This window comes from Streptomyces sp. NBC_01515, from assembly GCF_045040345.1.
In the GTDB taxonomy this organism is placed as follows: Bacteria; Actinomycetota; Actinomycetes; order Streptomycetales; family Streptomycetaceae; genus Streptomyces.
Genome location: NZ_CP109416.1, coordinates 6,938,420 through 6,959,453 on the forward strand (window position 1 = coordinate 6,938,420; position 21,034 = coordinate 6,959,453).

At 69.3% G+C, this 21,034-nt stretch carries 22 protein-coding genes; 8 read left to right on the forward strand and 14 right to left on the reverse strand.

The features are described 5' to 3' along the window. Positions 1–52: 52 nt before the first annotated feature. The gene (gene trpS, locus OG407_RS31575) at positions 53–1,066 is read left to right on the forward strand and encodes a tryptophan--tRNA ligase (RefSeq protein ID WP_405862976.1); all 1,014 of its coding nucleotides are present in this window, start codon (positions 53–55) and stop codon (positions 1,064–1,066) included. 185 nt (positions 1,067–1,251) lie between these two features. Continuing rightward, positions 1,252–1,830, forward strand: coding sequence for a 2'-5' RNA ligase family protein (locus tag OG407_RS31580; RefSeq protein WP_405862977.1), 579 nt, complete (start codon positions 1,252–1,254; stop codon positions 1,828–1,830). A gap of 22 nt (positions 1,831–1,852) precedes the next feature. Here OG407_RS31580 and OG407_RS31585 read toward each other — a convergent pair whose 3' ends face one another. Continuing rightward, positions 1,853–2,596 carry a decaprenylphospho-beta-D-erythro-pentofuranosid-2-ulose 2-reductase gene (locus tag OG407_RS31585; RefSeq protein WP_405862978.1) on the reverse strand — a complete coding sequence of 248 codons (744 nt, stop codon included), beginning with the start codon at positions 2,594–2,596 and terminating at the stop codon, positions 1,853–1,855. Positions 2,597–2,756: 160 nt separating this feature from the next. Between OG407_RS31585 and OG407_RS31590 the strand changes: the two genes are divergently transcribed. Further along, positions 2,757–3,707, forward strand: coding sequence for a YihY/virulence factor BrkB family protein (locus OG407_RS31590; RefSeq protein WP_405862979.1), 951 nt, complete (start codon positions 2,757–2,759; stop codon positions 3,705–3,707). Here the strand turns inward: OG407_RS31590 and OG407_RS31595 are convergent. Then, complete coding sequence (locus OG407_RS31595) at positions 3,658–4,980, reverse strand: D-alanyl-D-alanine carboxypeptidase family protein (protein WP_405862980.1); 1,323 nt, start codon at positions 4,978–4,980, stop codon at positions 3,658–3,660. The two genes, OG407_RS31590 and OG407_RS31595, sit on opposite strands and share 50 nt — an antisense overlap. A gap of 91 nt (positions 4,981–5,071) precedes the next feature. Here OG407_RS31595 and OG407_RS31600 point away from each other — a divergent pair, with 91 nt between their 5' ends. From OG407_RS31600 to OG407_RS31615, 4 genes are all read left to right on the forward strand, one after another. Continuing rightward, entirely contained in the window at positions 5,072–5,311 is a 240-nt protein-coding gene (locus tag OG407_RS31600; RefSeq protein WP_327401786.1) for an SCO4848 family membrane protein, read from the forward strand. Between the two features lie 4 nt (positions 5,312–5,315). Further along, on the forward strand, positions 5,316–6,578 hold the full coding sequence (locus OG407_RS31605; protein ID WP_405862981.1) for a metallophosphoesterase: 1,263 nt from the start codon (positions 5,316–5,318) through the stop codon (positions 6,576–6,578). A 196-nt stretch (positions 6,579–6,774) separates the two neighbouring features. Beyond that, positions 6,775–8,331, forward strand: a complete 1,557-nt coding sequence (locus tag OG407_RS31610) for an ABC transporter substrate-binding protein (protein WP_405862982.1) — start codon at positions 6,775–6,777, stop codon at positions 8,329–8,331. A gap of 126 nt (positions 8,332–8,457) precedes the next feature. Next, positions 8,458–8,862: an ATP-binding protein gene (locus tag OG407_RS31615; protein ID WP_405862983.1), complete on the forward strand. Its 405-nt coding sequence runs from the start codon at positions 8,458–8,460 to the stop codon at positions 8,860–8,862. A 39-nt stretch (positions 8,863–8,901) separates the two neighbouring features. On the opposite strand, the gene OG407_RS31620 is transcribed toward OG407_RS31615, so the two are convergent. Together OG407_RS31620 and OG407_RS31625 are read right to left on the reverse strand one after the other, a co-directional pair. Further along, positions 8,902–10,359 carry an ATP-binding protein gene (locus OG407_RS31620; RefSeq protein ID WP_405862984.1) on the reverse strand — a complete coding sequence of 486 codons (1,458 nt, stop codon included), beginning with the start codon at positions 10,357–10,359 and terminating at the stop codon, positions 8,902–8,904. After that, positions 10,356–11,042, reverse strand: a complete 687-nt coding sequence (locus OG407_RS31625) for a response regulator transcription factor (protein ID WP_365307899.1) — start codon at positions 11,040–11,042, stop codon at positions 10,356–10,358. The genes OG407_RS31620 and OG407_RS31625 overlap by 4 nt, the downstream gene beginning before the upstream one ends. A 187-nt stretch (positions 11,043–11,229) precedes the next feature. Between OG407_RS31625 and OG407_RS31630 the strand changes: the two genes are divergently transcribed. Next, a complete protein-coding gene (locus tag OG407_RS31630; protein WP_405868705.1) occupies positions 11,230–13,632 on the forward strand; it encodes an MMPL family transporter in 2,403 nt (800 codons plus the stop codon). A 4-nt stretch (positions 13,633–13,636) separates the two neighbouring features. Here OG407_RS31630 and OG407_RS31635 read toward each other — a convergent pair whose 3' ends face one another. The 10 genes from OG407_RS31635 to OG407_RS31680 all read right to left on the reverse strand — a co-directional run bounded on the left by OG407_RS31635 (position 13,637) and on the right by OG407_RS31680 (position 20,998). Beyond that, positions 13,637–14,437, reverse strand: a complete 801-nt coding sequence (locus tag OG407_RS31635) for a TetR family transcriptional regulator (protein ID WP_405862985.1) — start codon at positions 14,435–14,437, stop codon at positions 13,637–13,639. An 11-nt stretch (positions 14,438–14,448) separates the two neighbouring features. Then, positions 14,449–14,970 (reverse strand): thiol-disulfide oxidoreductase DCC family protein, encoded by a 522-nt coding sequence (locus OG407_RS31640; protein ID WP_405862986.1) that lies wholly within the window; start codon positions 14,968–14,970, stop codon positions 14,449–14,451. Then, positions 14,967–15,374, reverse strand: coding sequence for a hypothetical protein (locus OG407_RS31645; RefSeq protein WP_405862987.1), 408 nt, complete (start codon positions 15,372–15,374; stop codon positions 14,967–14,969). Before OG407_RS31645 ends, OG407_RS31640 begins: the two co-directional genes overlap by 4 nt. A 96-nt stretch (positions 15,375–15,470) precedes the next feature. Then, on the reverse strand, positions 15,471–15,881 hold the full coding sequence (locus tag OG407_RS31650; RefSeq protein ID WP_405862988.1) for a VOC family protein: 411 nt from the start codon (positions 15,879–15,881) through the stop codon (positions 15,471–15,473). Positions 15,882–15,961: 80 nt separating this feature from the next. Next, positions 15,962–16,570, reverse strand: a complete 609-nt coding sequence (locus OG407_RS31655) for a Uma2 family endonuclease (protein ID WP_405862989.1) — start codon at positions 16,568–16,570, stop codon at positions 15,962–15,964. Between the two features lie 160 nt (positions 16,571–16,730). Then, positions 16,731–17,510 (reverse strand): succinate dehydrogenase iron-sulfur subunit, encoded by a 780-nt coding sequence (locus OG407_RS31660; RefSeq protein WP_405862990.1) that lies wholly within the window; start codon positions 17,508–17,510, stop codon positions 16,731–16,733. Continuing rightward, a complete protein-coding gene (gene sdhA, locus OG407_RS31665) occupies positions 17,510–19,264 on the reverse strand; it encodes a succinate dehydrogenase flavoprotein subunit (protein ID WP_405862991.1) in 1,755 nt (584 codons plus the stop codon). The genes OG407_RS31660 and sdhA overlap by 1 nt, the downstream gene beginning before the upstream one ends. A 30-nt stretch (positions 19,265–19,294) precedes the next feature. After that, the gene (locus OG407_RS31670) at positions 19,295–19,774 is read right to left on the reverse strand and encodes a succinate dehydrogenase hydrophobic membrane anchor subunit (RefSeq protein WP_405862992.1); all 480 of its coding nucleotides are present in this window, start codon (positions 19,772–19,774) and stop codon (positions 19,295–19,297) included. Between the two features lie 5 nt (positions 19,775–19,779). After that, positions 19,780–20,160, reverse strand: coding sequence for a succinate dehydrogenase, cytochrome b556 subunit (sdhC, locus tag OG407_RS31675; protein WP_405862993.1), 381 nt, complete (start codon positions 20,158–20,160; stop codon positions 19,780–19,782). A 286-nt stretch (positions 20,161–20,446) separates the two neighbouring features. Then, positions 20,447–20,998, reverse strand: coding sequence for a 2-oxo-4-hydroxy-4-carboxy-5-ureidoimidazoline decarboxylase (locus OG407_RS31680; protein ID WP_405868707.1), 552 nt, complete (start codon positions 20,996–20,998; stop codon positions 20,447–20,449). Positions 20,999–21,034: the final 36 nt, after the last annotated feature.

A 21,034-nucleotide genomic window follows, 5' to 3' on the forward strand; every position in this document is an offset into this window, starting at 1 on the left:
CGGCTCCGGGCCTGTTCCTGACCGGCCCCCAAGACCTGAGAGAATGGTGAACATGGCTTCTGACCGACCCCGCGTGCTCTCCGGAATCCAGCCCACAGCAGGCTCGTTCCACCTCGGCAACTACCTCGGCGCCGTCCGCCAGTGGGTGGCCCTGCAGGAGTCCCACGACGCGTTCTACATGGTCGTCGACCTGCACGCGATCACGGTCCCGCAGGACCCGGCGGACCTGCGCGCCAACACCCGGCTCGCCACCGCACAGCTGCTGGCCGCCGGGCTCGACCCGGAGCGCTGCACGCTCTTCGTCCAGAGCCATGTCCCCGAGCACGCCCAGCTCGCCTGGGTCATGAACTGCCTGACCGGCTTCGGTGAGGCGGCCCGCATGACCCAGTTCAAGGACAAGTCCGCCAAGCAGGGCGCCGACCGTGCCAGCGTCGGCCTGTTCACGTACCCGATCCTCCAGGTCGCCGACATCCTGCTGTACCAGGCGCACGAGGTGCCGGTCGGCGAGGACCAGCGCCAGCACATCGAGCTGACCCGCGACCTCGCCGAGCGCTTCAACGGCCGCTTCGGCGAGACCTTCACGATCCCGAAGCCGTACATCCTCAAGGAGACGGCGAAGATCTACGACCTTCAGGACCCGTCGATCAAGATGAGCAAGTCGGCGTCGACTCCGAAGGGCCTCATCAACCTCCTCGACGACCCGAAGGTGACCGCCAAGAAGGTCAAGAGCGCGGTCACCGACACGGACACCGTGATCCGCTACGACGCGGAGCACAAGCCGGGCGTCAGCAACCTGCTCACCATCTACTCGACCCTCACCGGCACCGGAATCCCGGAACTGGAGCAGAGGTACGAGGGCAAGGGCTACGGTGCGCTCAAGACGGACCTGGCCGAGGTCATGGTCGAGTTCGTGACGCCCTTCAGGGAGCGCACCCAGCAGTATCTGGACGACCCGGAGACGCTCGACTCGATCCTGGCCAAGGGCGCGGAGAAGGCGCGAGCCGTCGCGGCGGAGACCCTCGCCCGGACGTACGACCGGGTCGGCTTCCTGCCCGCCAAGCACTGAGGCGTACGACCGCACCGAAGCACCGGCTGACGTACCACTGGACAGAGCGCTGCACATCACTACGGTTGCGCCTGCCCACAACTCAGGTGTGGCCGTACAGTCGATAGCCGGGTGGCCGCGCGTGGCCGCCCCCGCGCACCATGAAGAGCACCATCAGGACCACCGACAGGACGACAGGAGACGACGTGGGGACCGTAACGATCGGTGTGTCGATCGCGGTCCCGGAGCCTCACGGCAGCCTGCTCCAGGAGCGGCGCGCGGGCTTCGGCGACGCCGCGGCTCACGGTATCCCCACGCACGTCACGCTGTTGCCGCCGACCGAGGTGGACGCCTCGCAGCTGCCCGCGGTCGAGGCCTACCTGGTCGACGTCGCCGCCGCCGGGCGCCCGTTCCCGATGCGGCTGTCCGGTACCGGGACCTTCCGGCCGCTGTCCCCGGTCGTCTACGTCCAGGTCGTCGAGGGCGCTTCCGCCTGCACCTGGCTGCAGAAGCAGATCCGCGACGCCTCCGGGCCGGTGGCACGCGACCTGCACTTCCCTTACCACCCGCACGTCACCGTCGCGCACGGCATCGACGACGAGCTGATGGACCGCGCCTTCGAAGCGCTCGCCGACTACCGCGCGGAGTGGTCGTGCACCGGCTTCGCGCTCTACGAGCAGGGCCCCGACGGCGTCTGGCGCAAGCTCCGCGAGTTCGCCTTCGGAGGAGCCGTCGTACCGCCCCAGGCGGCCCACACCGAGCGCGGCACGATCCCCAGCCACTAGGCCGGACACGACCTGGGCGCGGTCAGACCGCCAGCCGCCGGAACAGCGCCCGCGGCAGGTGCCGCAGCGCCGACATCACCACGCGCAGCGTCCCGGGCACCCAGACCGCCTCCGAGCCTCGGCGCAGGCCCAGTTCGATGGCCGTGGCGACGGCTTTCGGGGTCGTCGCGAAGGGTGCCTTCTCCGGACCGGCCGTCTTCTTCGACCGTACGAATCCCGGGCGTACGACCATGACGTGCACGCCCGTGCCGTGCAGCGCGTCGCCCAGCCCCTGGGTGAACGTGTCGAGGCCGGCCTTGCTGGAGCCGTAGATGAAGTCCGCGCGGCGGGCCCGTTCGCCGGCGACGGAGGAGAGCACCACCAGGGAGCCGTGCTCCTGGGTCTGCAGCGCCCGCGCGCTGACCAGGCCGGCCGAGACGGCACCGATGTAGTTGGTCCGCGCGACGCGCACCGCGGCGGCCGGTTCGCGCTCGTCCCGTGCCTGGTCGCCGAGGATGCCGAAGGCGAGCAGCACCATGTCGACGTCGCCCTCCGCGAAGACCTTGCCGAGCACGGTCTCGTGGGAGTCGGGGTCGAGCGCGTCGAAGGCGACGGTGTGGACGTCGGCCCCCAGGACACGCAGTTCCGAAGCGGCGGTCTCCAGGGCGGGCGACGGACGGCCCGCCAGCCACACCGTGCGGGTGCGTCGCGCGATCATCCGGCGGGCGGTGGCCAACGCGATCTCTGAGGTACCGCCGAGGACAAGGAGGGACTGTGGAGGACGCATGCGGGTGACCGTATCGTCCCTTTATGGGCGTTCAGTTGTGCGGCATCGACCCCCTCCCTGAAATGGGCGATTAATCGGATGCCGCCGACGATGACGGCACGCGCGCGTGTTTGCGGGGTACCCGCACATCGGTCTCCCCGGAGGAGGGCAGAATCGGATCATGGACTGGCTGAAGAAGCTCCCCGTCATCGGGCCGCTCGTGGCGCGCTTGATGCTCACGCACGCGTGGCGGTCGTACGAGCGGCTGGACCGGGTGAAGTGGTCGCAGCTGGCCGCCGCGATGACGTTCATCAGCTTCATCGCGCTGTTCCCGCTGCTGACCGTTGCCGCCGCGATCGCCGCCGCCACCCTGAGCACCGACCAGCAGCACCAGCTGCAGGACAAGATCGCCGAGCAGGTCCCCGGCATCTCCGAGCAGCTCAACATCGGTTCCCTGGTGGACAACGCGGGCACCATCGGTCTCATCGCCGGTGCCGTCCTGCTGTTCACCGGCATCGGCTGGGTCGGCTCGATGCGGGAGTGTCTGCGCGCGGTGTGGGAGCTGCCCGACCGCGACGAGAACCCCCTCCTGCGCAAACTCATCGACACCGGGGTGCTGATCGGCCTGGGCGGCGCCGTCCTCGCGACGATCGCCATCTCCACCGTCGCCTCCGCCCTGGTCGACTGGATCAGCCGCGAACTGGGCCTGGTGCAGGGCGGCTGGGGCGGAATCCTGCTGCGCGTCGCGGCCTTCGGCGTCGCCGTGTTCGTCGACTTCCTGCTTCTGCTCTACGTCCTGACGCTGCTGCCCGGCGTCGAACCCCCGCGCCGCCGGCTCCTGGTGGCCGCGCTGATCGGAGCCGTCGGCTTCGAACTCCTGAAGCTGCTGCTCAGCGGCTACATCCAGGGCGTCGCCGCGAAGAGCATGTACGGCGCGTTCGGCGTCCCCGTAGCGCTGCTGCTGTGGATGAACTTCACCTCGAAGCTGGTCCTGTTCTGCGCCGCCTGGACGGCGACGCCGAGCAAGGGCGACCCCGAGGACGACGCGTACGACCCGGCCGACGAGACCGAGAACCCCAAGGTCAGGGACGACGGCGCCGGACCAGATCCGGCAGCGGCCAGCGCCGGTTGACCAGGAAGACACCGGCCGCGAGCAGCACCAGCAGCCCGCCGGTGACCGCGAGCGCGATCCCGACCCCGCTCGAACCGTCCTCCTCGGAGGCCGTCGCCGAGGCCGACCCACTGGCGCTCGGCTTCGTGGACGTGTCGCCGCCCGCCTCCCCGGTGGCCGTCGCACCCGGCTGTGCGCTCGCCTGCGGGACGTTCTTGGGCGCGACGAGCTCACCCACCGGCTGCACCTTCCCGTCCGCCTGGAAGCCCCAGTCGAGGATCTTCGCGGCCTCCTTGTAGACCTCGTTGTGCTCGGCCTTCTCCGGGTTCATGACCGTCACCAGCAGCACCTTGCCGTTGCGTTCGGCGACGCCGGTGAAGGTGGCGCCCGCGTTGGTGGTGTTGCCGTTCTTGACGCCCGCGATGCCCGGGTACACCGAGACGTCCGAGTCGCCGCTCAGCAGCCGGTTGGTGTTGCGGATCTCGAAGGTCCCGCGGACCGACTTGCCCTTCTTCTTCGTCGTCTCGCCCGGGAACTTCGTGCTCACCGTCGAGCAGTACTCCCGGAAGTCCTTCTTCTGCAGCCCGGAGCGCGCGAACAGCGTCAGGTCGTACGCCGACGAGACCTGCCCCGGCTCGTCGTAGCCGTCCGGCGTCACCACGCGCGTGTCGAGTGCCTGGAGGTCCTGGGCGTGCGCGTTCATGTCGGAGACGGTCTTGTCGACGCCCCCGTTCATGTGGGCCAGGACGTGCACCGCGTCGTTGCCGGAGCGCAGGAAGACACCGAGCCACAGATCGTGGACCGTGTAGCTCTCGCCCTCCTTTATGGGCACCACACTGGAACCGGCGCCCATGCCGGCCAGGTCGGACGCGACGACCTTGTGCTCGGTCGTCTTCGGGAACTTCGGCACCACGGTGTCCGCGAACAGCATCTTCAGGGTGCTCGCCGGAGGCAGCCGCCAGTGCGCGTTGTGCGCGGCGAGCACCGCGCCCGACTCGGCGTCGCTCACGATCCACGACCGCGCGGTGACGTCCTTCGGCAGCACCGGGACCCCGGACGTCAGGTTGACCTGCGTCCCCGCCTGGCCGAGCCGGGTGCCGCCCACCGACGACATGTTCGCCGGGGGAGTGGCCGTAGGAGTCGCCGACGAACTGGCCGACGAACTCGGAGTCGCGGTCGGGGTGGGCGTCGGACTCGGGGCCGCGAGGGCGACGGGCGCGGTGAGCGCGAGGGACGACAGGGCGGCGGAAAGCACCAGCAGGGGTCGCCTGATGGTCTGCAGTGGAGCGGGCACGGACGAGAACGTACATGCCCGGGGACCCGAAGTCCCGTCACCGGCCCCACCCCGGACACGGGCCCCCGGGGACGACGGCGATACTGGACTCATGAAGCTCAGCCGCCCCGTCTCCTGGTTCCTGCTCGCCTTCGGGGTGTGGAGCTGGGTCATCTGGGTCACTTTCGTCAAAAACCTCGTAGCGGACAGCAGCGGACTGGCCTTCGACGACGGCCACCCGACGGCGTACTTCTGGGTGCACCTGACCCTCGCCATCGTCTCCTTCGTATTGGGGACGGTCATCGGGGGCCTCGGGTTGCGTGGACTGCGCGCACTGCGCGAGACGTCATAAAGAAGTGGCCGTCGTCGTCATCGCTCTCGTCGCCCTGGTCGCGGTCGCCGTCCTCGGCGGCGGGCACTGGTACGTCTGGCGCCGCCTCGTCCGCGACACCACGCGCGCGTGGGGCCCCGCCCGCATCACCGGCACGGCCGTGCTCGTCGCCGGCCCGGTCCTGATGATCGCGGCCCTGGCCGCCGAACGCGGCGGCGCGCCCTTCTGGCTCCAACAGGCCCTGGGCTGGCCCGGCTTCCTGTGGATGGCCCTCGCGATCTACCTCCTGCTGGCCGTCCTCGCGGGCGAGGTCCTACGGCCGCTGCTGCGCCGGCTCCTCGAACGGCGCGGGCGGCCCGGGACGGCCGTAGAAGAGCACGAGGCCCCGGTCTCCGCCACAGCCCCGGAAGAAGCCTCTGGAACGGCCTCTGAAGGGCCGCAGGGCGGGGGTCCGCTCGCCGGCCCCTCCCGTCGGCTCTTCGTCTCCCGTGTCGTCGGGGGTGCGGCCGCCGCGGCGGCCGTCGGGACCGTCGGGTACGGCACCTACGGCGTGCTGCGCGGGCCGAGTGTCAAGCGGGTCACCGTGCCGCTGGCCAAGCTGCCGCGGTCCGCGCACGGATTCAGGATCGCGGTCGTCAGTGACATTCACCTGGGGCCGCTCCTGGGGCGCGGGTTCGCGCAGAAGGTCGTCGACACGATCAACGCGACCCAGCCCGATCTCATCGCGGTGGTGGGCGACCTGGTCGACGGGAGCGTCAAGAACCTGGGGCCCGCCGCGGCTCCCCTGGCTCAACTGCGGGCGCGGCACGGGTCGTTCTTCGTCACGGGGAACCACGAGTACTTCTCCGGCGCCCAACAGTGGCTGGAAGAGGTCCGCACGCTCGGGATCCATCCCCTGGAGAACGCCCGTACCGAACTGGCCGGGTTCGACCTCGCCGGGGTCAACGACCTCCAGGGCGAGAGCGAGGGGCAGGGACCCGACTTCGGGAAGGCGCTCGGCGACCGTGACACCACGCGCGCGTGCGTGCTGCTCGCGCACCAGCCCGTGCAGATCCACGAGGCCGTGAAGCACGACGTCGACCTCCAGCTCTCCGGGCACACCCACGGCGGCCAGTTGTGGCCCGGCAACTTCGTCGCGGCGGCGGCCAATCCGACGGTCGCGGGCCTGGAGCGGTACGGCGACACCGAGCTGTACGTCAGCAGGGGCGCGGGCGCCTGGGGACCGCCCACGCGCGTGGGGGCGCCGTCGGACATCACGGTCGTCGAACTGGCCTCGAAACAGGCTTAGTTGCCCATGCGGGCGCGCACTTGCGAACTGGCTGAGAACCGGCTGTGAAACGGGCAATTAACACCCGTCGGTAAGTTCTTTCTCATCTCGGCAGAACCCTCTTCCCCCAGATGAAACTCCTGTGGTTAGGTGATCCGCGCCACTAGGGGAGTGGCATATGGGAGGGGCCCGGGAGGGCCCTCGGGAGGGCACACCGATGCGGTCGGTTCGCATACGGATTCTCGTGACGCTGCTGGTTCTGGCGGTCGTGGGAGTCGGGGGCTGGCAGTTGCTGCCCCCGGACGGGAGCAAGGACAAGACGATCACGGTCGGGACGACGGACGCTGTCACGTCCCTCGACCCGGCCGCCGCCTACGACGCCGGTTCCTGGGCGTTGTACAGCAACGTCTTCCAGTCGCTCATGACGTTCGACTCGGGCGGTACGACACCCGTGCCGGACGCGGCCAAGAGCTGCGCGTTCGTGGGCGGGGGGCTGACGACGTACCGCTGTGTGGTGCGCGACGGGCTCACCTTCCCGAGCGGGCGCGCGATGACCGCCGAGGACGTGAAGTTCTCCTTCGACCGGGTCAAGAAGATCAACTCCGATGTGGGTCCGTCGTCGTTGCTCTCCACGCTCGGCTCGGTCGACGCCTCCGGGATGACGGTCACCTTCCATCTGTCGTCCCCGGACGCCACGTTCCCGTTCAAGGTGGCCACCGGCGCCGGTGCGATCGTCGACAGCACCAAGTACCCGAAGGACGCCCCGCGCAACGGCTACCAGGTCTACGGCACCGGGCCGTACACCCTGTCCACGTATACGAAGGACAAGAAGGCGGTCCTTTCGCCGAACAGCCACTACAAGGGTGCCGTCAAGAACACCGGGAGCCCGATCGAACTGCGCTACTACGCCGACTCGGACGCGCTGCAGAAGGCCTACCAGGCGAAGCAGGTCCAGGTGGCCACCCGCCAGTTGCCGCCGAAGATGCTCTCCGGGCTCTCCGCGAGCGACCCCAACCAGCGCGTGTCGGAGGCGGACAGCTCCGAGACCCGCAACCTGTACCTCAACACCCGTCAGGGCACGCCCCTGCACGACGTCCTCGTGCGGCGGGCGATGGCCTGGCTGATCAACCGCGAACAGCTGGCCGCCACGGTGTACGACGACACGGTCGACCCGCTGTACTCGCTGATCCCCACCGGCATCGTCGGCCACACGACGTCGTTCTTCGACGACTACCCCTCCCAGAACGTCAAAAAGGCGAAGACACTCCTCGAAGAGGCCGACGTCTCCGTCCCGGTGCACTTCACCTACGGCTACGGCATCGGGCACGGTTCCGGCAAGGAGGAGGCCGCCGAGCTGAAGAAGCAGTTGGAGGCGGGCGGGCTCTTCAAGGTGGACGTCAAGGGCTACGAGTGGACCGACTTCCAGAAGCGCTGGGCGACCGGCAAGCTGGACGCGTACGCCGTCGGCTGGGTCGCCGACTACCCCGACCCGGACACCTTCGGCTCCCCGCTCGTCGGCAGCGGCTCCACCATGAACACCGGCTACAGCAACAAGATCGTCGACCAGCTGATCCTCAGCAGCCAGAAGTTCGCCGACCGCAGCCGCGTCGACGACGACTTCCGCGACCTGCAGTCGGACGTGGCCGCGGACGTGCCGCTGATCCCGCTGTGGCAGCGCAAGGAGTACGTCGTGAGCAGCGAGGACGTGGGCGGCATCTCCTACCTCACGGACGGCACCGGCGTGTTCCGGCTGTGGGCGCTGGACTGGATCTGAGGCGATCCCGCGGCATCGGACGTGATGCCGCGGGACTGACCTTTGTTCGATCTTTTGTCCGAGTGACGCCGGTGGGCCATCGCACGCAGCACCATGTGACGGAGGTGCGTGGGGTGAGGAGCCGACGTGGTCAGACGCAACGCCTTCCGGCTGCCCCGGCACCCGGCCTCCGTGGGTCTCGCCCGGCGCCGGGTCCGGGACCATCTGGCCGACTGGGGACACCGGAGTGACGACCCGGCGCTCCAGGACGCCGTACTGCTGGTGTCCGAGCTGGCGACCAACGTCGTACGCCACGGGCCGCTCCTGGAGCGGGAGTTCGAGGTGGCGGTGACGGCCCTCGCGGACGGCTCCTGCCTCATAGAGGTGTCGGACGAAGGCCACCTCGAACCCCGTCTGCGGGTCGTGACGGCCCTGGAGGAGGCCGGTCGCGGCCTCCACCTCGTGGAGGGCATCGCGGCCGCCTGGGGCGTCTGGAGCCGCGGCCCACACGGCAAGACGGTCTGGGCCCTGGTCCAGGCCGACACCCCCTGACACCCGTGTTCCTCTACGACCCGTCGTGCTCTACGACTTCTACGACGGCACGGGCGTCCGCGTCGGCAGGGTCACCGTCACCGCGAGCCCCTCGCCCGGTGCCGTCCGCACCGCGACTTCGCCGCCGTGCGCCTTGACGACGCCCTGCACGATCGCCAGCCCCAGACCGCTGCCCGCGCCGCCGCCCGCCCGGAAGAAGCGGTCGAAGATGCGCGCCGCGTCGTCCTGGCAGAGTCCCGGACCCTGGTCCGCGACACACAGCCGTACGACCCCGTCCTCGCGCTCCACACCGAGCCGCACGGGCACGTCGGCGGGCGTGTGGGTGCGGACGTTGGTCACCAGGTTGCCGAGTATCTGGCGCAGGCCCGACTCGTCGGCGCGCACCAGGAGGGAGCCGTCGGCGCCGACCGTGACGGGCCGCTCCGGCTGCTGCACCCGGAGGTCCTCGGCCGCGTCGCGCACCAGGCGGCTCAGATCGACGCTGCGGAAGCGCAGTTCGGGCTGCTGGTCCAGGCGGGCCAGCATGAGGAGTTCGTCGACGAGACGGCCCATACGGTCCGCCTCCGCGTTCATCCGGTCCCAGGCCCGCTTGCGCTCGTCGGGTTCGGTCAGCATGCCCTTGTCGTACAGCTGGAGGTAGCCGCGTATCGCCGACAGCGGGGTGCGCAGCTCGTGCGAGGCGTCGGCGACGAAGCGGCGCAGCTGGGCGGCGGAGTGCTCGCGGGTGCGGTACGCCGACTCGACCTGGTGGAGCATCGAGTTGAGGGCGACCCGCAGCTGCTCGACCTCCTGCGTCGGATGGTGACTGGAGGGCACCCGCCGGGTCAGATCGCCCTCGGCTATCGCCGACGACGTCTCGACCATGTCCTCCAGGGGCAGCAGCCGGCGCCGCAGGCTGAGCATCGTCAGCCAGGCGAGCAGCACGATCAGCAGGGTGCCGAAGGCCAGGTCGAGTCTGAGGGCCTTACCCATGCCCGTGTGCAGGGCCTCGGTCGAGGTGGCCATGAGGACGTACGTACCGTCGGACAGGCGGACGGCGGTGACCCGGTAGGAGTCGCCGTGCACCGTCACGTCCCCGGGGTCGGTGTGCCGGGCCAGCGCGGGGGCGTCGCCGACCGCGCTCGCCAGGCCGACCTGTGCCTCGGTTGGCTTGACGCCGAAGATGCCGACGGCGGCGCCCCGGTTGTCGACCGCCGCGTAGATCGAGTCGGGAGTCGACCGCTCCTTGGCCGTGTCGTCCGGGACCAGACGGTCGCGGACGAATCCCAGTGCGCTCAGCGAGTCGATCTGCCGGAGGGTGAGCTGCGAACCGGCCAGCGAGTCGCGCATCTTGGTCAGCTCGCCGTCGACCTGGGCGAGCAGGTAGTACCGCATGCCCATGAGGCTGATGGCGGTGGTCGCCACGATGCCGAGCGCGAGGAGCGCCACGTTCGTCAGGGTCAGCTTGGCGCGCAGGGAGTGGACCCCGCGCTCGCAATTGGGCAGCCGGAGCATCATGCGAGCCCGTATCCGACGCCCCGCCGCGTGGTGATCACGGGCGGTCCCAGGGTCTCCAGCTTGCGCCGCAGATAGCTGATGTAGGTCTCGACGACGGTCGACTCCGGCGGGGTGTGCTCGTACTGCCAGACGTGGCGCAGGAGTTGCTCCTTGGGCACGACCCGCCCGCCGTTGCGCACCAGGAAGCGCAGCAGGGCGTACTCGGTGGGGGTCAGCTCGACCGAGCGGCCCGCGCGGTGCACCGAGTACGTCGTCTCGTCCAGCTCCAGGTCGCCGTAGCGCAGGGGCGGGCGCTGGGGGAGGACGTCGGCGGGGCGGGTGCGGCGCAGGACGGCGGTGATGCGGGCGACGACCACGTCGATGTCGAACGGCTTGGTGATGTAGTCGTCGCCGAAGCCGAGGGCGCCGACGATCTCGGCCGGCGCGTCCCGCGCGGTCAGGAAGACGACCGCCAGGTCCGGCCTGCGGGCGCGCAGTTCCCGCCCCAGGGCGCGGCCGTCGCCGTCCGGGAGCATCACGTCGAGCAGTGCGCAGTCCGGGCGGGTGCGCTCGGCGAGGGCGAGCGCCTCGCGCACGGTGCCCGCGACCATCACCTCGAAGCGGTGGTAGCGCAGCGCGATGGCGAGGACGTCCGCGATGCTCGGTTCGTCCTCGACCACCAGCACGGTTCCTGGAGCCGTCATGCCCCCAGTATCGGCCGGGGCACTGACAGTCGGGCCGGTTCGGTCTTTGGAGTTCCTTGAGAGTCATGGCCAGAACATGTCCACGCGTGCGTGCCGCGCCAATTCTGTAGGCCAGGACCTGGGGGACCATCCGACCGATCGACCGAGTCAACTCGGTTGCGAATAAGGAGCGTTGAGCGTGGCGGCATTGGCACGGTGGTGCTATCGGCACCGGCTGGTGGTCCTGTTGCTGTGGGTGGGGGCGTTGTTCGGCCTGGGCCTGTCGGCCTCGACGGCCGGGACGGACTACGCGAACGTGTTCTCCCTCCCGGACACGGACTCCAAGAGCGCGTACGACCAGATGGCGAAGGCCTTCCCGAACACCTCGGGCGACACCGACACGGTGGTCTGGAAGGTCGACTCGGGTTCGGTGAAGGACCCGTCCGTACGGTCCCGGATCCAGCCCGCCCTCGACAGGATCGCGGACATGAAGGGCGTCGGCGGGGTCACCGGCCCGTACTCCGGTGCCCGGGGCGCGGCGCAGATCAGCTCCGACGGGACGATCGCGTACGCGCAGATCACCTTCGCCGAGCAGGCGAACGCCGTCCCCAAGGACCTCGTCCAGAAGGTCGTCGACACCGCGCAGGACGCCGGACGCAAGGGCCTCCAGGTGGAGCTGGGCGGCCAGGCCGTCCAGCGGGTGGAAGAACCCCCGGGCGGCATCGCCGAGGGCGTCGGCATCCTCGCGGCGGCGATCGTCCTGTTCCTGGCCTTCGGCTCGTTCTACGCGGCCCTGCTCCCGATCGGCATCGCCGTCTTCGGCGTCGGCACGGGCCTGTTCTCCACCCAGCTCCTGAGCCACACCACCGACATCCCCGACCTGGCCCCGCTGCTGGCCACCCTGATCGGCCTCGGCGTCGGCATCGACTACGCCCTGTTCATCGTCACCCGGCACCGACGCGGCGTCCAACGCGGCCTGGATCCCGAGGAGTCGGCGGTCATCGCCCTCAACACCTCCGGGCGCGCGGTGCTGTTCGCGGGCGGCACGGTGTGCATCGCGCTCGCCGGGATGCTGGTGACGAACCTGCGCTTCCTGGACGGCGTGGTCATCGGCACCTCGCTCACGGTGGTCCTGAGCGTGCTCGCGGCCACGACGCTGCTGCCCGCCCTGCTCGGCTTCCTGGGCGTGCGGGTGCTCAGCCGCAAGCAGCGCCGCAAGCTGGCCGCGACCGGGTCCGAGCCGGAGCGCACCGACAACCTCGCGGCCCGCTGGTCGGCCGCCGTGCAGAAGCGCCCGCGCCGGATCGCCGTGTTCGCCCTCGTCGTCATGGCCCTCCTCGCCTTCCCCATCCTGTCGTTGCGCCTCGGCGCCACCGACCAGGGCAACGACGACACGTCGACGACCACCAGGCAGGCGTACGACCTGCTCGCCGACGGCTTCGGACCGGGCTTCAACGGCCCCCTCCAGGTGGTCACTTCGGGCGGCGACACCGCCACGCTGGTGGAGAACATCCGCGCGACGAAGGACGTGGCCCAGGTGGCCGCGCTGCCGCCCGCGCACGGCGTGACGGTGATCCAGGTCGTCCCGAAGACCTCGCCCCAGTCCGTGCAGACGGACGACCTGATCGACACCCTGCGCGACAAGGTGATACCCGAGGCCGGTGTCACCGGCCACGTCGGCGGCGTGACAGCGATCTCCAAGGACTTCGCGACCGTCACGGGCGACCGCCTCCCGCTCTTCGTCGCGACGATCATCGGCCTGAGCTTCCTGCTCCTCCTGCTGGCCTTCCGCTCGCTCGTGGTGCCGCTGACGGCCGCCCTGATGAACCTCATCGCGGCGGCGGCCTCCTTCGGTGTCCTGGTGGCGATCTTCCAGTGGGGCTGGGGCCTGGACATGCTCGGCCTCGGCAAGGAGGGCCCGATCAACGCCTTCCTGCCGGTCATCATGCTGTCCCTGCTGTTCGGCCTCTCCATGGACTACCAGGTGTTCCTGGTGAGCCGTATGCACGAGGAGTGGGTCCACACCAAGGACAACGCCCGCGCGGTCCGCGTCGGCCTCGCGGAGACCAGCCGCGTCATCAACAGCGCGGCCCTGATCATGGTCTGCGTCTTCCTGGCCTTCGTCCTCAGCGGCAACTCCGGCGCGGCGACGGCGGGCGTCGGCCTGGCAGCCGCGGTCGCCCTCGACGCCTTCATCCTGCGTACGGCCCTGGTGCCGGCCGCGATGCACCTCCTGGGCAAGTCCAACTGGTGGCTGCCCGGCTGGCTCGACAAGGCGCTGCCGCACCTCGCCGTGGAGCCCGCCGAGGAGCCCGCTCCGGCCGCCGTGGAGGGCCCGTCCTCGGCCGTCCACGGTTTCGTCCGTACGACCGAGGGCGAGCCCGTGGAGGGCGCGTCAGTGACGCTGCTGTCGGCCGGGGGACGCCAACTGGACCGCGTCGAGACCCTGGCGGACGGCTCGTACATCGTGTCGGTGCCGGCACCGGGGACCTACCTCGTGGCGACGACGGCCACGTCGTACGGCTCGATCGCCCGCCACGTGGAGGTGGCGGACGGTCCGCTGGTCTACGACGTCGAGCTCGTGGAGGGCGAGGTGGACGCCGTCAACTGAGCGTTCAGGGGCGCCCGTTGTCGTCAGGCACATCGGCGGGCGCCCCGCGCTTCTCCTGCTTCTTCTTGGCCTTCGCCGGGTCGGGCAGCGCGTGGGTCATGCCCGGCAGGAAGTCCGTGAACAGCTCGTGCACCTCCAGGACGAGCGGCCGCAGCACCCGGAAGCGTGCGAGGGACACCCCGCGCGCGGTGAGACGCGCGCCGCGCTCCGCGAGCCGGTAACTCCGCTCACGGTCCTCGGTCCGGTCGAACACCCAATAGAGCACGAGCCCCATCTGGGAGAGCCACATCAACTCCGGGAGCACGTCCCGCAGTTCCGGCGCCACCTTGGTCTTAGCGCCGAACAGCACCTCCTTGTGGACGTCGATGGCCTGCACGCGCGCGTGCTCGCTCTCCGCGGAGAACGGGCTCAGGGGGCTGTCCGGGTCGGCGGCGTTCTTGAAGAACTGCACCGCGAACTCGTGGTACGGCTTCGCGATGTCCAGCCACACCCGCAGCACGCCCGCGAGCCGCGCCTCCAGATCGGTCTCCCGGTCCAGCACCTCGCGGACCGCGAGCCGGTGCTCCTCGGCGAGCCGGTCGTAGAAGCCCTGGACCAGGTGCTCCTTGCCGGCGAAGTAGTAGTACGCGTTGCCGACCGAGACGCCCGCCTCCTTGGCGATCGCCCGCATCGTCGTCTTGTCGTAGCCGTGCTCCTGGAACAGCCGCATGGCCGTCTCCAGGATGAGCGCACGGGTCTGCTCGGACTTCGCGGACCTGGCGGGCGTACCGCCGTCCTCTTCGGGGCTGTCGTTCTTCGCTGGCACGGAAAGAGAGCCTATCCAGTGGGGCAGGAACCGTCGGCGCAGCCCGGCGCGGTGTACGACCACCCCTTGCGCGGGTCGTACGTCCACCCGTCGCCCTGCCGGTAGACCCCGCCACCCCATCGCCCGGCGCCCCACTGCGCCCCGCGCCACTTGGCGGCGGCGAGCACGGCGCCCCTGGCGATCCTGGCCCCGGCCGGGGTGCTCAACCGGTGGGCCAGCGGCCGGTGTTCGCGCAGCGCCCACAGGGTGACGATCCAGGCGGCGGCGCCCTGGTAGACCTGCCCGGAGTCGCCGACGACGGTGATCTCGTCGAGGGTGGCGCGATGGTCGAGCCCGGGGAAGCGCCGCCGGGCCTCTTCGGAGGACGCCGGTACCAGCTCCAGGGGCACCAGCTGCGACTGCCGTACGAGCCAGTCGCGCAGGAAGGCGCACAGGGAGCAGTCGGCGTCGTAGAGGACGGTGAGCCCGCGGACCGGGACGCGCGGGGCGTCCCGGTCCTGGGTCCCGCCGAGGGCCGGGGCCACCCCCGTCACGCCCCGGCCGTCGGCGGAACCCAGCCCTGCGGCGCGATGGGCGGCACTTGCTCCCGCTCCATGACCCCGCGCCGCCGGATCTTGTTCAGCACGAACACGTTCCCCAGGTGCATCACCCCGAGCACCAGCAGCACCACGCCCACCTTCTTCGACAGGGCCTCGAAGATGCCCCGGGTGTCGTCGATGGTGCCGTCGCCGCTCAGGTACAGGGCGACGAACCCGAGGTTGACGAGGTAGAAACCGACCACCAGGAGGTGGTTCACGGCCTCCGCGAGTTTTTCGTTCCCCCGTAGGACGTCGGCGAGGAAGATCCGCCCGTTGCGGCTGAGCGTGCGGGCCACCCAGACGGTGAGCCCGATGCTGACGATCAGGTAGATGACGTAGGCGATGACCGTGCGGTCCATGCGCCTCCCCCTTCTTGAACACGTTCAAAAACGCTGACAGGAAGAACTGTAGGAGCATTTTTGAACGTGTTCAACTCGCGTGCGCTGGGACCTGCGTCACACCCGCCGCGCCAACTCCGGCCGCTTCGAGTAGTCCGTGAATCCGATGACGTTGCCCCAGGGATCGGCGATCTCGACGGTCCACCCGGTGGCCACGGAGAAGGGTGCGTCGAGGAGGGGGACACCGGCGGCGGTGAGGTGCTGTGCCGCCTTCCGCGCGTCCGGCACCTCCAGCCACACGCGGGGCGAGGGCCAGGGGGGTGGTCTGTGTCCGAGCCCGTCCTCCTGTCGCAGGAGAACCCCGGGCGTCTCGCCTCCGACCTTCAGGATCGCGATCCCGGCCTCGTCGAGCCGGAACCCGACGGTGAACCCGGCGCGCTCGTAGAAGGGGACGGCCTCGGCGAGGTCCCCGACGGGGAGGAGGAGGTTGTCGAAGCCGAGCAGTTCGTACGACTCTTCGTCTGACATGCCATCAGATTAGGTCGATGATCGGCGCAGGCCCGGGATTGCCCGCCGATCCTGAGCCGGTTGTGAGCCGAGCGGCGAGGTCAGTCGCTCTTGGGCTGCCCGGCCTTGAGGATCTCCGCGACGTCCAGGGTGACCTTGGCGCCGAGGGTGTCGGGGAGGGTGACGAGTTCGCCGGGGGCGTGGACGCGGTGGTTGGTGTACTCGCCTGTGGCCGGGTCCGTCAGGACGTGGAGGCGCTGATGTTTGCGGTCGACGATGACGTAGACGGGCACAGCGGCACCGGCATAGGCGGCCACCTTGGTGCGCAGGTCGGTCTGGTAGTTGCTCGACGTTACTTCCAGGACGAGGCGGAACGGCGCCGGGTCGTAGCAGTTGTTCTCGACGTAGTGGTCTTCGATGTCGGTGTCGACGACGGCGAGGTCAGGGATGGCGTAATCCTCTGTCCCCGTGGGCAGCCACAGCCCAATGCCCTGAAGCACCTTTGACTCGATCCCGTGCAGCCCGGCCGTAAGGAAGGGGACCATGAGGTCGGTCAGCGCGCGGGCGTGAGGTACGTCCGGGGGCGGGCTCACGAGGATCTGGCCTCCGATGATCTCGACTCGGTAGCCCGGGTTGCGGTCCATGAGACGGTTCGCCTCCGCGATCAGCGGACGGTCGTCGTGGGGCCGCTCGACGGATGCTGCGGACATCGCGTGCCTCCTGCTGGGCTGGTGTCGAGAGCATCATCGTAGGCCGGACAGCACCGGTATGTCCTTGACGATCACGTTCGCCCAAACGGGCTACCGGCGCGCAGGAGGGCCCCGCTCCCAACCCGGAAACGGGGCCCTCGCAGCCGTACAGAAAAGAACCTCAGAAGCGCCGCGTGATCAGCGCCCGCTTCACTTCCTGGATCGCCTTCGTGACCTCGATGCCTCGCGGGCACGCGTCCGTGCAGTTGAAGGTGGTGCGGCAACGCCACACGCCGTCGCGGTCGTTGAGGATCTCCAGGCGTTGTTCGCCCGCGTCGTCACGGCTGTCGAAGATGAAGCGGTGGGCGTTGACGATGGCGGCCGGGCCGAAGTACTGGCCGTCGTTCCAGAAGACCGGGCACGAGGACGTGCAGGCCGCGCAGAGGATGCACTTCGTGGTGTCGTCGAAGCGCTCGCGGTCCTCCGCCGACTGGAGGCGTTCCCGGGTCGGCTCGTTCGTGTCCTTCGTGATGAGGAACGGCATCACGTCGCGGTACGCCTGGAAGAACGGGTCCATGTCGACGACCAGGTCCTTCAGGACCGTCAGACCCTTGATCGGCTCGACCGTGATCGGCTTCTCGGGGTTGAGGTCCTTGATCAGGGTCTTGCAGGCGAGACGGTTCTTGCCGTTGATCCGCATCGCGTCCGAGCCGCAGATGCCGTGGGCACAGGAACGGCGGAAGGTGAGGGTGCCGTCCAGTTCCCACTTGATCTTGTGGAGACCGTCGAGGACGCGCTCCTTGGGGTCGATCTCCAGCTGGAAGTCTTCCCAGACCGCTTCCGCCGAGACCTCGGAGTTGAAGCGGCGGATGCGGAAGGTGACCGTGATGTACGGGGAGTCGGCGAAGCCGGGCTCGGGCTGGCCGGCCGCTTCCGCCTTGTCCAGAACAGGGGTAGCCATCAGTACTTACGCTCCATCGGCTGGTAGCGGGTCTGGACGACCGGCTTGTAGTCGAGACGGATGGACTCGGTGCCGTCGTCGCCGACCTCGCGGTACGCCATGGTGTGGCGCATGAAGTTGACGTCGTCGCGGTTGGGGTAGTCCTCGCGGTAGTGACCGCCGCGGGACTCCTTGCGGGCGAGAGCGGAGACCGCCATGACCTCGGCGAGGTCGAGCAGGTTGCCCAGCTCGATGGCCTCAAGGAGGTCCGTGTTGAAACGGCGGCCCTTGTCCTGGATCGAGACGTTGCGGTAGCGCTCGCGCAGCTCCGCGATCTTCTCGACCGCCGTCTTGATCGTCTGCTCGGTGCGGAACACCATGACGTTCGCGTCCATGCACTCCTGCAGCTCGCGGCGGATGACCGCCACGCGCTCGGTGCCCGTGGAGTTGCGCAGGTGCTCGACCTGGTCGACGACCTGCTGCGCCGGGTCCTCCGGCAGCTCGACGTACGACGCCTTCCGGCTGTACTCCGCCGCCGCGATGCCCGCCCGGCGCCCGAACACGTTGATGTCCAGGAGGGAGTTGGTGCCGAGACGGTTCGCGCCGTGCACCGACACGCAGGCGACCTCGCCGGCCGCGTACAGGCCCGGGACGACCGTGGTGTTGTCGGTGAGGACCTCACCCTGGACGTTCGTCGGGATGCCGCCCATCGCGTAGTGCGCGGTGGGCTGGATCGGGATCGGGTCCGTGTACGGCTCGATACCGAGGTAGGTGCGCGCGAACTCCGTGATGTCGGGCAGCTTGGCGTCCAGCTGCTCCGGCGGGAGGTGCGTCAGGTCCAGGTACACGTGGTCGCCCTCGGGACCGCAGCCGCGGCCCTCCCGGATCTCCGTGTAGATGGAGCGGGAGACGACGTCACGGGACGCGAGGTCCTTCATGACCGGCGCGTACTTCTCCATGAAGCGCTCGCCGTCCTTGTTGCGGAGGATGCCGCCCTCACCGCGGGCGCCCTCCGTCAGCAGGATGCCCATGCGCCAGATGCCGGTCGGGTGGAACTGGAAGAACTCCATGTCCTCCAGCGGCAGCCCGCGCCGGTACACCGCGGCCTGGCCGTCACCGGTCAGGGTGTGCGCGTTCGACGTCACCTTGAAGAACTTGCCGCAGCCGCCGGACGCGTAGATCACGGCCTTCGCCTGGAAGACGTGGATCTCGCCGGTCGCCAGCTCGTACGCGACGACGCCCACCGACGTCTTCACGCCGTCGACATCGGCGATCAGCTGGTCGAGGACGTAGAACTCGTTGAAGAACTCCACGCCCTCCTTCACGCAGTTCTGGTACAGCGTCTGGAGGATCATGTGGCCGGTGCGGTCGGCCGCGTAGCAGGACCGGCGGACCGGCGCTTCACCGTGATTACGGGAGTGGCCACCAAAACGCCGCTGGTCGATCGTGCCGTCCGGCGTGCGGTTGAACGGCAGGCCCATCTTCTCCAGGTCGAGGACCGAGTCGATGGCCTCCTTCGCCAGGATCTCGGCGGCGTCCTGGTCGACCAGGTAGTCACCGCCCTTGATCGTGTCGAAGGTGTGCCACTCCCAGTTGTCCTCCTCCACGTTGGCGAGCGCGGCGGCCATACCGCCCTGCGCGGCGCCCGTGTGGGAGCGGGTGGGGTAGAGCTTCGTCAGGACAGCGGTGCGGCTGCGCTTCGTCGACTCGATCGCGGCGCGCATACCGGCGCCGCCGGCGCCGACGATGACGGTGTCGTATTTGTGGATCTTCATCAGAATTCCTCAGTCCCTCAGCCCGATGGCCTAGCGGATGTTCGGGTCGAAGGTGAAGATCACCAGCGTGCCCAGCAGGATGGTGAACACCGTGGCGGTGTAGAGCAGGCCCTTGAGCCACAGCCGGGTGTTCGCGCGCTCCGCGTAGTCGTTGATGATCGTGCGCAGGCCGTTGGCGCCGTGCAGCATCGCCAGCCAGAGCATCAGCAGGTCCCAGACCTGCCAGAACGGCGAGGCCCAGCGGCCCGCCACGAAGGCGAAGCCGATCTTGGAGACACCGCCGTCCAGCACGAGCTGGATCAGCAGGTGGCCCAGGACCAGGACGACCAGCACGACGCCGGACAGGCGCATGAAGAGCCAGCCGTACATCTCGAAGTTGCCCCGGGTCGACTTCGGGGTCTTCTTGGTGCGCTTGCGGGGGGCCTCGATGAGGGGCGCGGGGTTGTCTACGGTGTAGACGGACGCGCTCTCGACGGGGCCGATGCCCGACGCGGTTTCAGTCGTGGACATCTGCGTCAGCTCCCGAACAGAACACGAGCGGCGTGGCCGAGCACGGGGTAGATCGCCCCGAGCATGAGCACGAGCCACAGGCCTACGACGGACCAGAGCAGCTGCTTCTGGTAGCGCGGGCCCTTCGACCAGAAGTCGACGGCGATGACGCGCAGGCCGTTGAGGGCGTGGAAGAGGATCGCGGCGACGAGGCCGTACTCCAGCAGTGCCACGATCGGCGTCTTGTAGGTGGCTACGACCTTGTCGTAGTCCTCGGGGGAGACACGCACAAGAGCGGTGTCCAGCACGTGTACGAACAGGAAGAAGAAGATGAGGACGCCGGTGACTCGATGAGCCACCCAGGACCACATTCCTTCCCGGCCGCGGTACAGCGTTCCAGCCGGCACGGAAGAACCCTCCGGGAGCGGGGATTTAGGGCCGCGCCGGCTTCTCTGTCGGTCGGGCCCGGCCGGGTACGGTCCTCCGGCCCTCAGCATCGTATCCAGCCGTTGACGCGGGTCTTACGGCGGGCCTGCTGGTGTGATCGAAATGGCACCCAAAGGTGCGCGTATGGGCTAGTTTCGGGCGGCTAATGGGGTGGGTGATTGTGTTGAATGCCGGGTGCGGCGCCGTTGTGGCTGGGCGCGCCCCGCGGCGGAGCGGCAAATGTCACAGCCCCGCGCCCCTTAAAAGCTAAAAAGCACGCAGCAAGCGCCCTCTTGCAAGGCGGCGGAGTTCCTCTGCCACCACTACCCGTTCCTCCTCCGGGTCGTTCGTCAGGCGGGATCGGATGCCTGCCAGGACGTGGTCGAGGACCTCGTCCGGGGCAATGCCGTCCGGGCAGATGACGAACACGTGGCCGAAACGGGCCTCGTACGCCGCGTGGGCCGCGTCCAGGGCCATGTGGGCGGCCTCGTAGGTGTCGGCCGGGAGGACCGGGAGGGACTCGCCCGCCAGCGCTTCCGCCAAGTCGCCCGGCGTCAGGTCGTACGCCGCCTCGTCGGACGCGGCGAGCAGGGAGTCGAGGTCGGGGTAGGGGCGGTGGTCGGTGAGGCGGCGGGACCAGCGGAGGCTGTGGAGGCAGGTGAGGAGGGTGTGGCGGGCGTCCTCGGGGGACGCGGCGTTGAACCCCGCCAGCGATTTCGGGGACGGCGAGGTGCGGGACTGCTCGGGCAGCGCCGGTATGGCCACTCGGCCGGGGAGGTGGGGGAGGCGGTGCGCAGGCAGGGTGGATCCTCGCGTCACGGACGGTGCGGCAGGGGATGCGGTGCTGAAGAGTGA

Excerpts from the sequence above, each read along its gene's own strand:
- OG407_RS31590 (WP_405862979.1), top strand. The coding sequence starts at position 2,757 with ATGGACTGGCTGAAGAAGCTCCCCGTCATCGGGCCGCTCGTGGCGCGC.
- OG407_RS31650 (WP_405862988.1), bottom strand. The coding sequence starts at position 15,881 with ATGTCAGACGAAGAGTCGTACGAACTGCTCGGCTTCGACAACCTCCTC.
- OG407_RS31625 (WP_365307899.1), bottom strand. The coding sequence starts at position 11,042 with ATGACGGCTCCAGGAACCGTGCTGGTGGTCGAGGACGAACCGAGCATC.
- OG407_RS31645 (WP_405862987.1), bottom strand. The coding sequence starts at position 15,374 with ATGGACCGCACGGTCATCGCCTACGTCATCTACCTGATCGTCAGCATC.
- OG407_RS31600 (WP_327401786.1), top strand. The coding sequence starts at position 5,072 with ATGAAGCTCAGCCGCCCCGTCTCCTGGTTCCTGCTCGCCTTCGGGGTG.
- OG407_RS31585 (WP_405862978.1), bottom strand. The coding sequence starts at position 2,596 with ATGCGTCCTCCACAGTCCCTCCTTGTCCTCGGCGGTACCTCAGAGATC.
- OG407_RS31670 (WP_405862992.1), bottom strand. The coding sequence starts at position 19,774 with ATGTCCACGACTGAAACCGCGTCGGGCATCGGCCCCGTCGAGAGCGCG.
- trpS (WP_405862976.1), top strand. The coding sequence starts at position 53 with ATGGCTTCTGACCGACCCCGCGTGCTCTCCGGAATCCAGCCCACAGCA.
- OG407_RS31620 (WP_405862984.1), bottom strand. The coding sequence starts at position 10,359 with ATGATGCTCCGGCTGCCCAATTGCGAGCGCGGGGTCCACTCCCTGCGC.
- OG407_RS31610 (WP_405862982.1), top strand. The coding sequence starts at position 6,775 with ATGCGGTCGGTTCGCATACGGATTCTCGTGACGCTGCTGGTTCTGGCG.
- OG407_RS31655 (WP_405862989.1), bottom strand. The coding sequence starts at position 16,570 with ATGTCCGCAGCATCCGTCGAGCGGCCCCACGACGACCGTCCGCTGATC.
- sdhA (WP_405862991.1), bottom strand. The coding sequence starts at position 19,264 with ATGAAGATCCACAAATACGACACCGTCATCGTCGGCGCCGGCGGCGCC.
- OG407_RS31660 (WP_405862990.1), bottom strand. The coding sequence starts at position 17,510 with ATGGCTACCCCTGTTCTGGACAAGGCGGAAGCGGCCGGCCAGCCCGAG.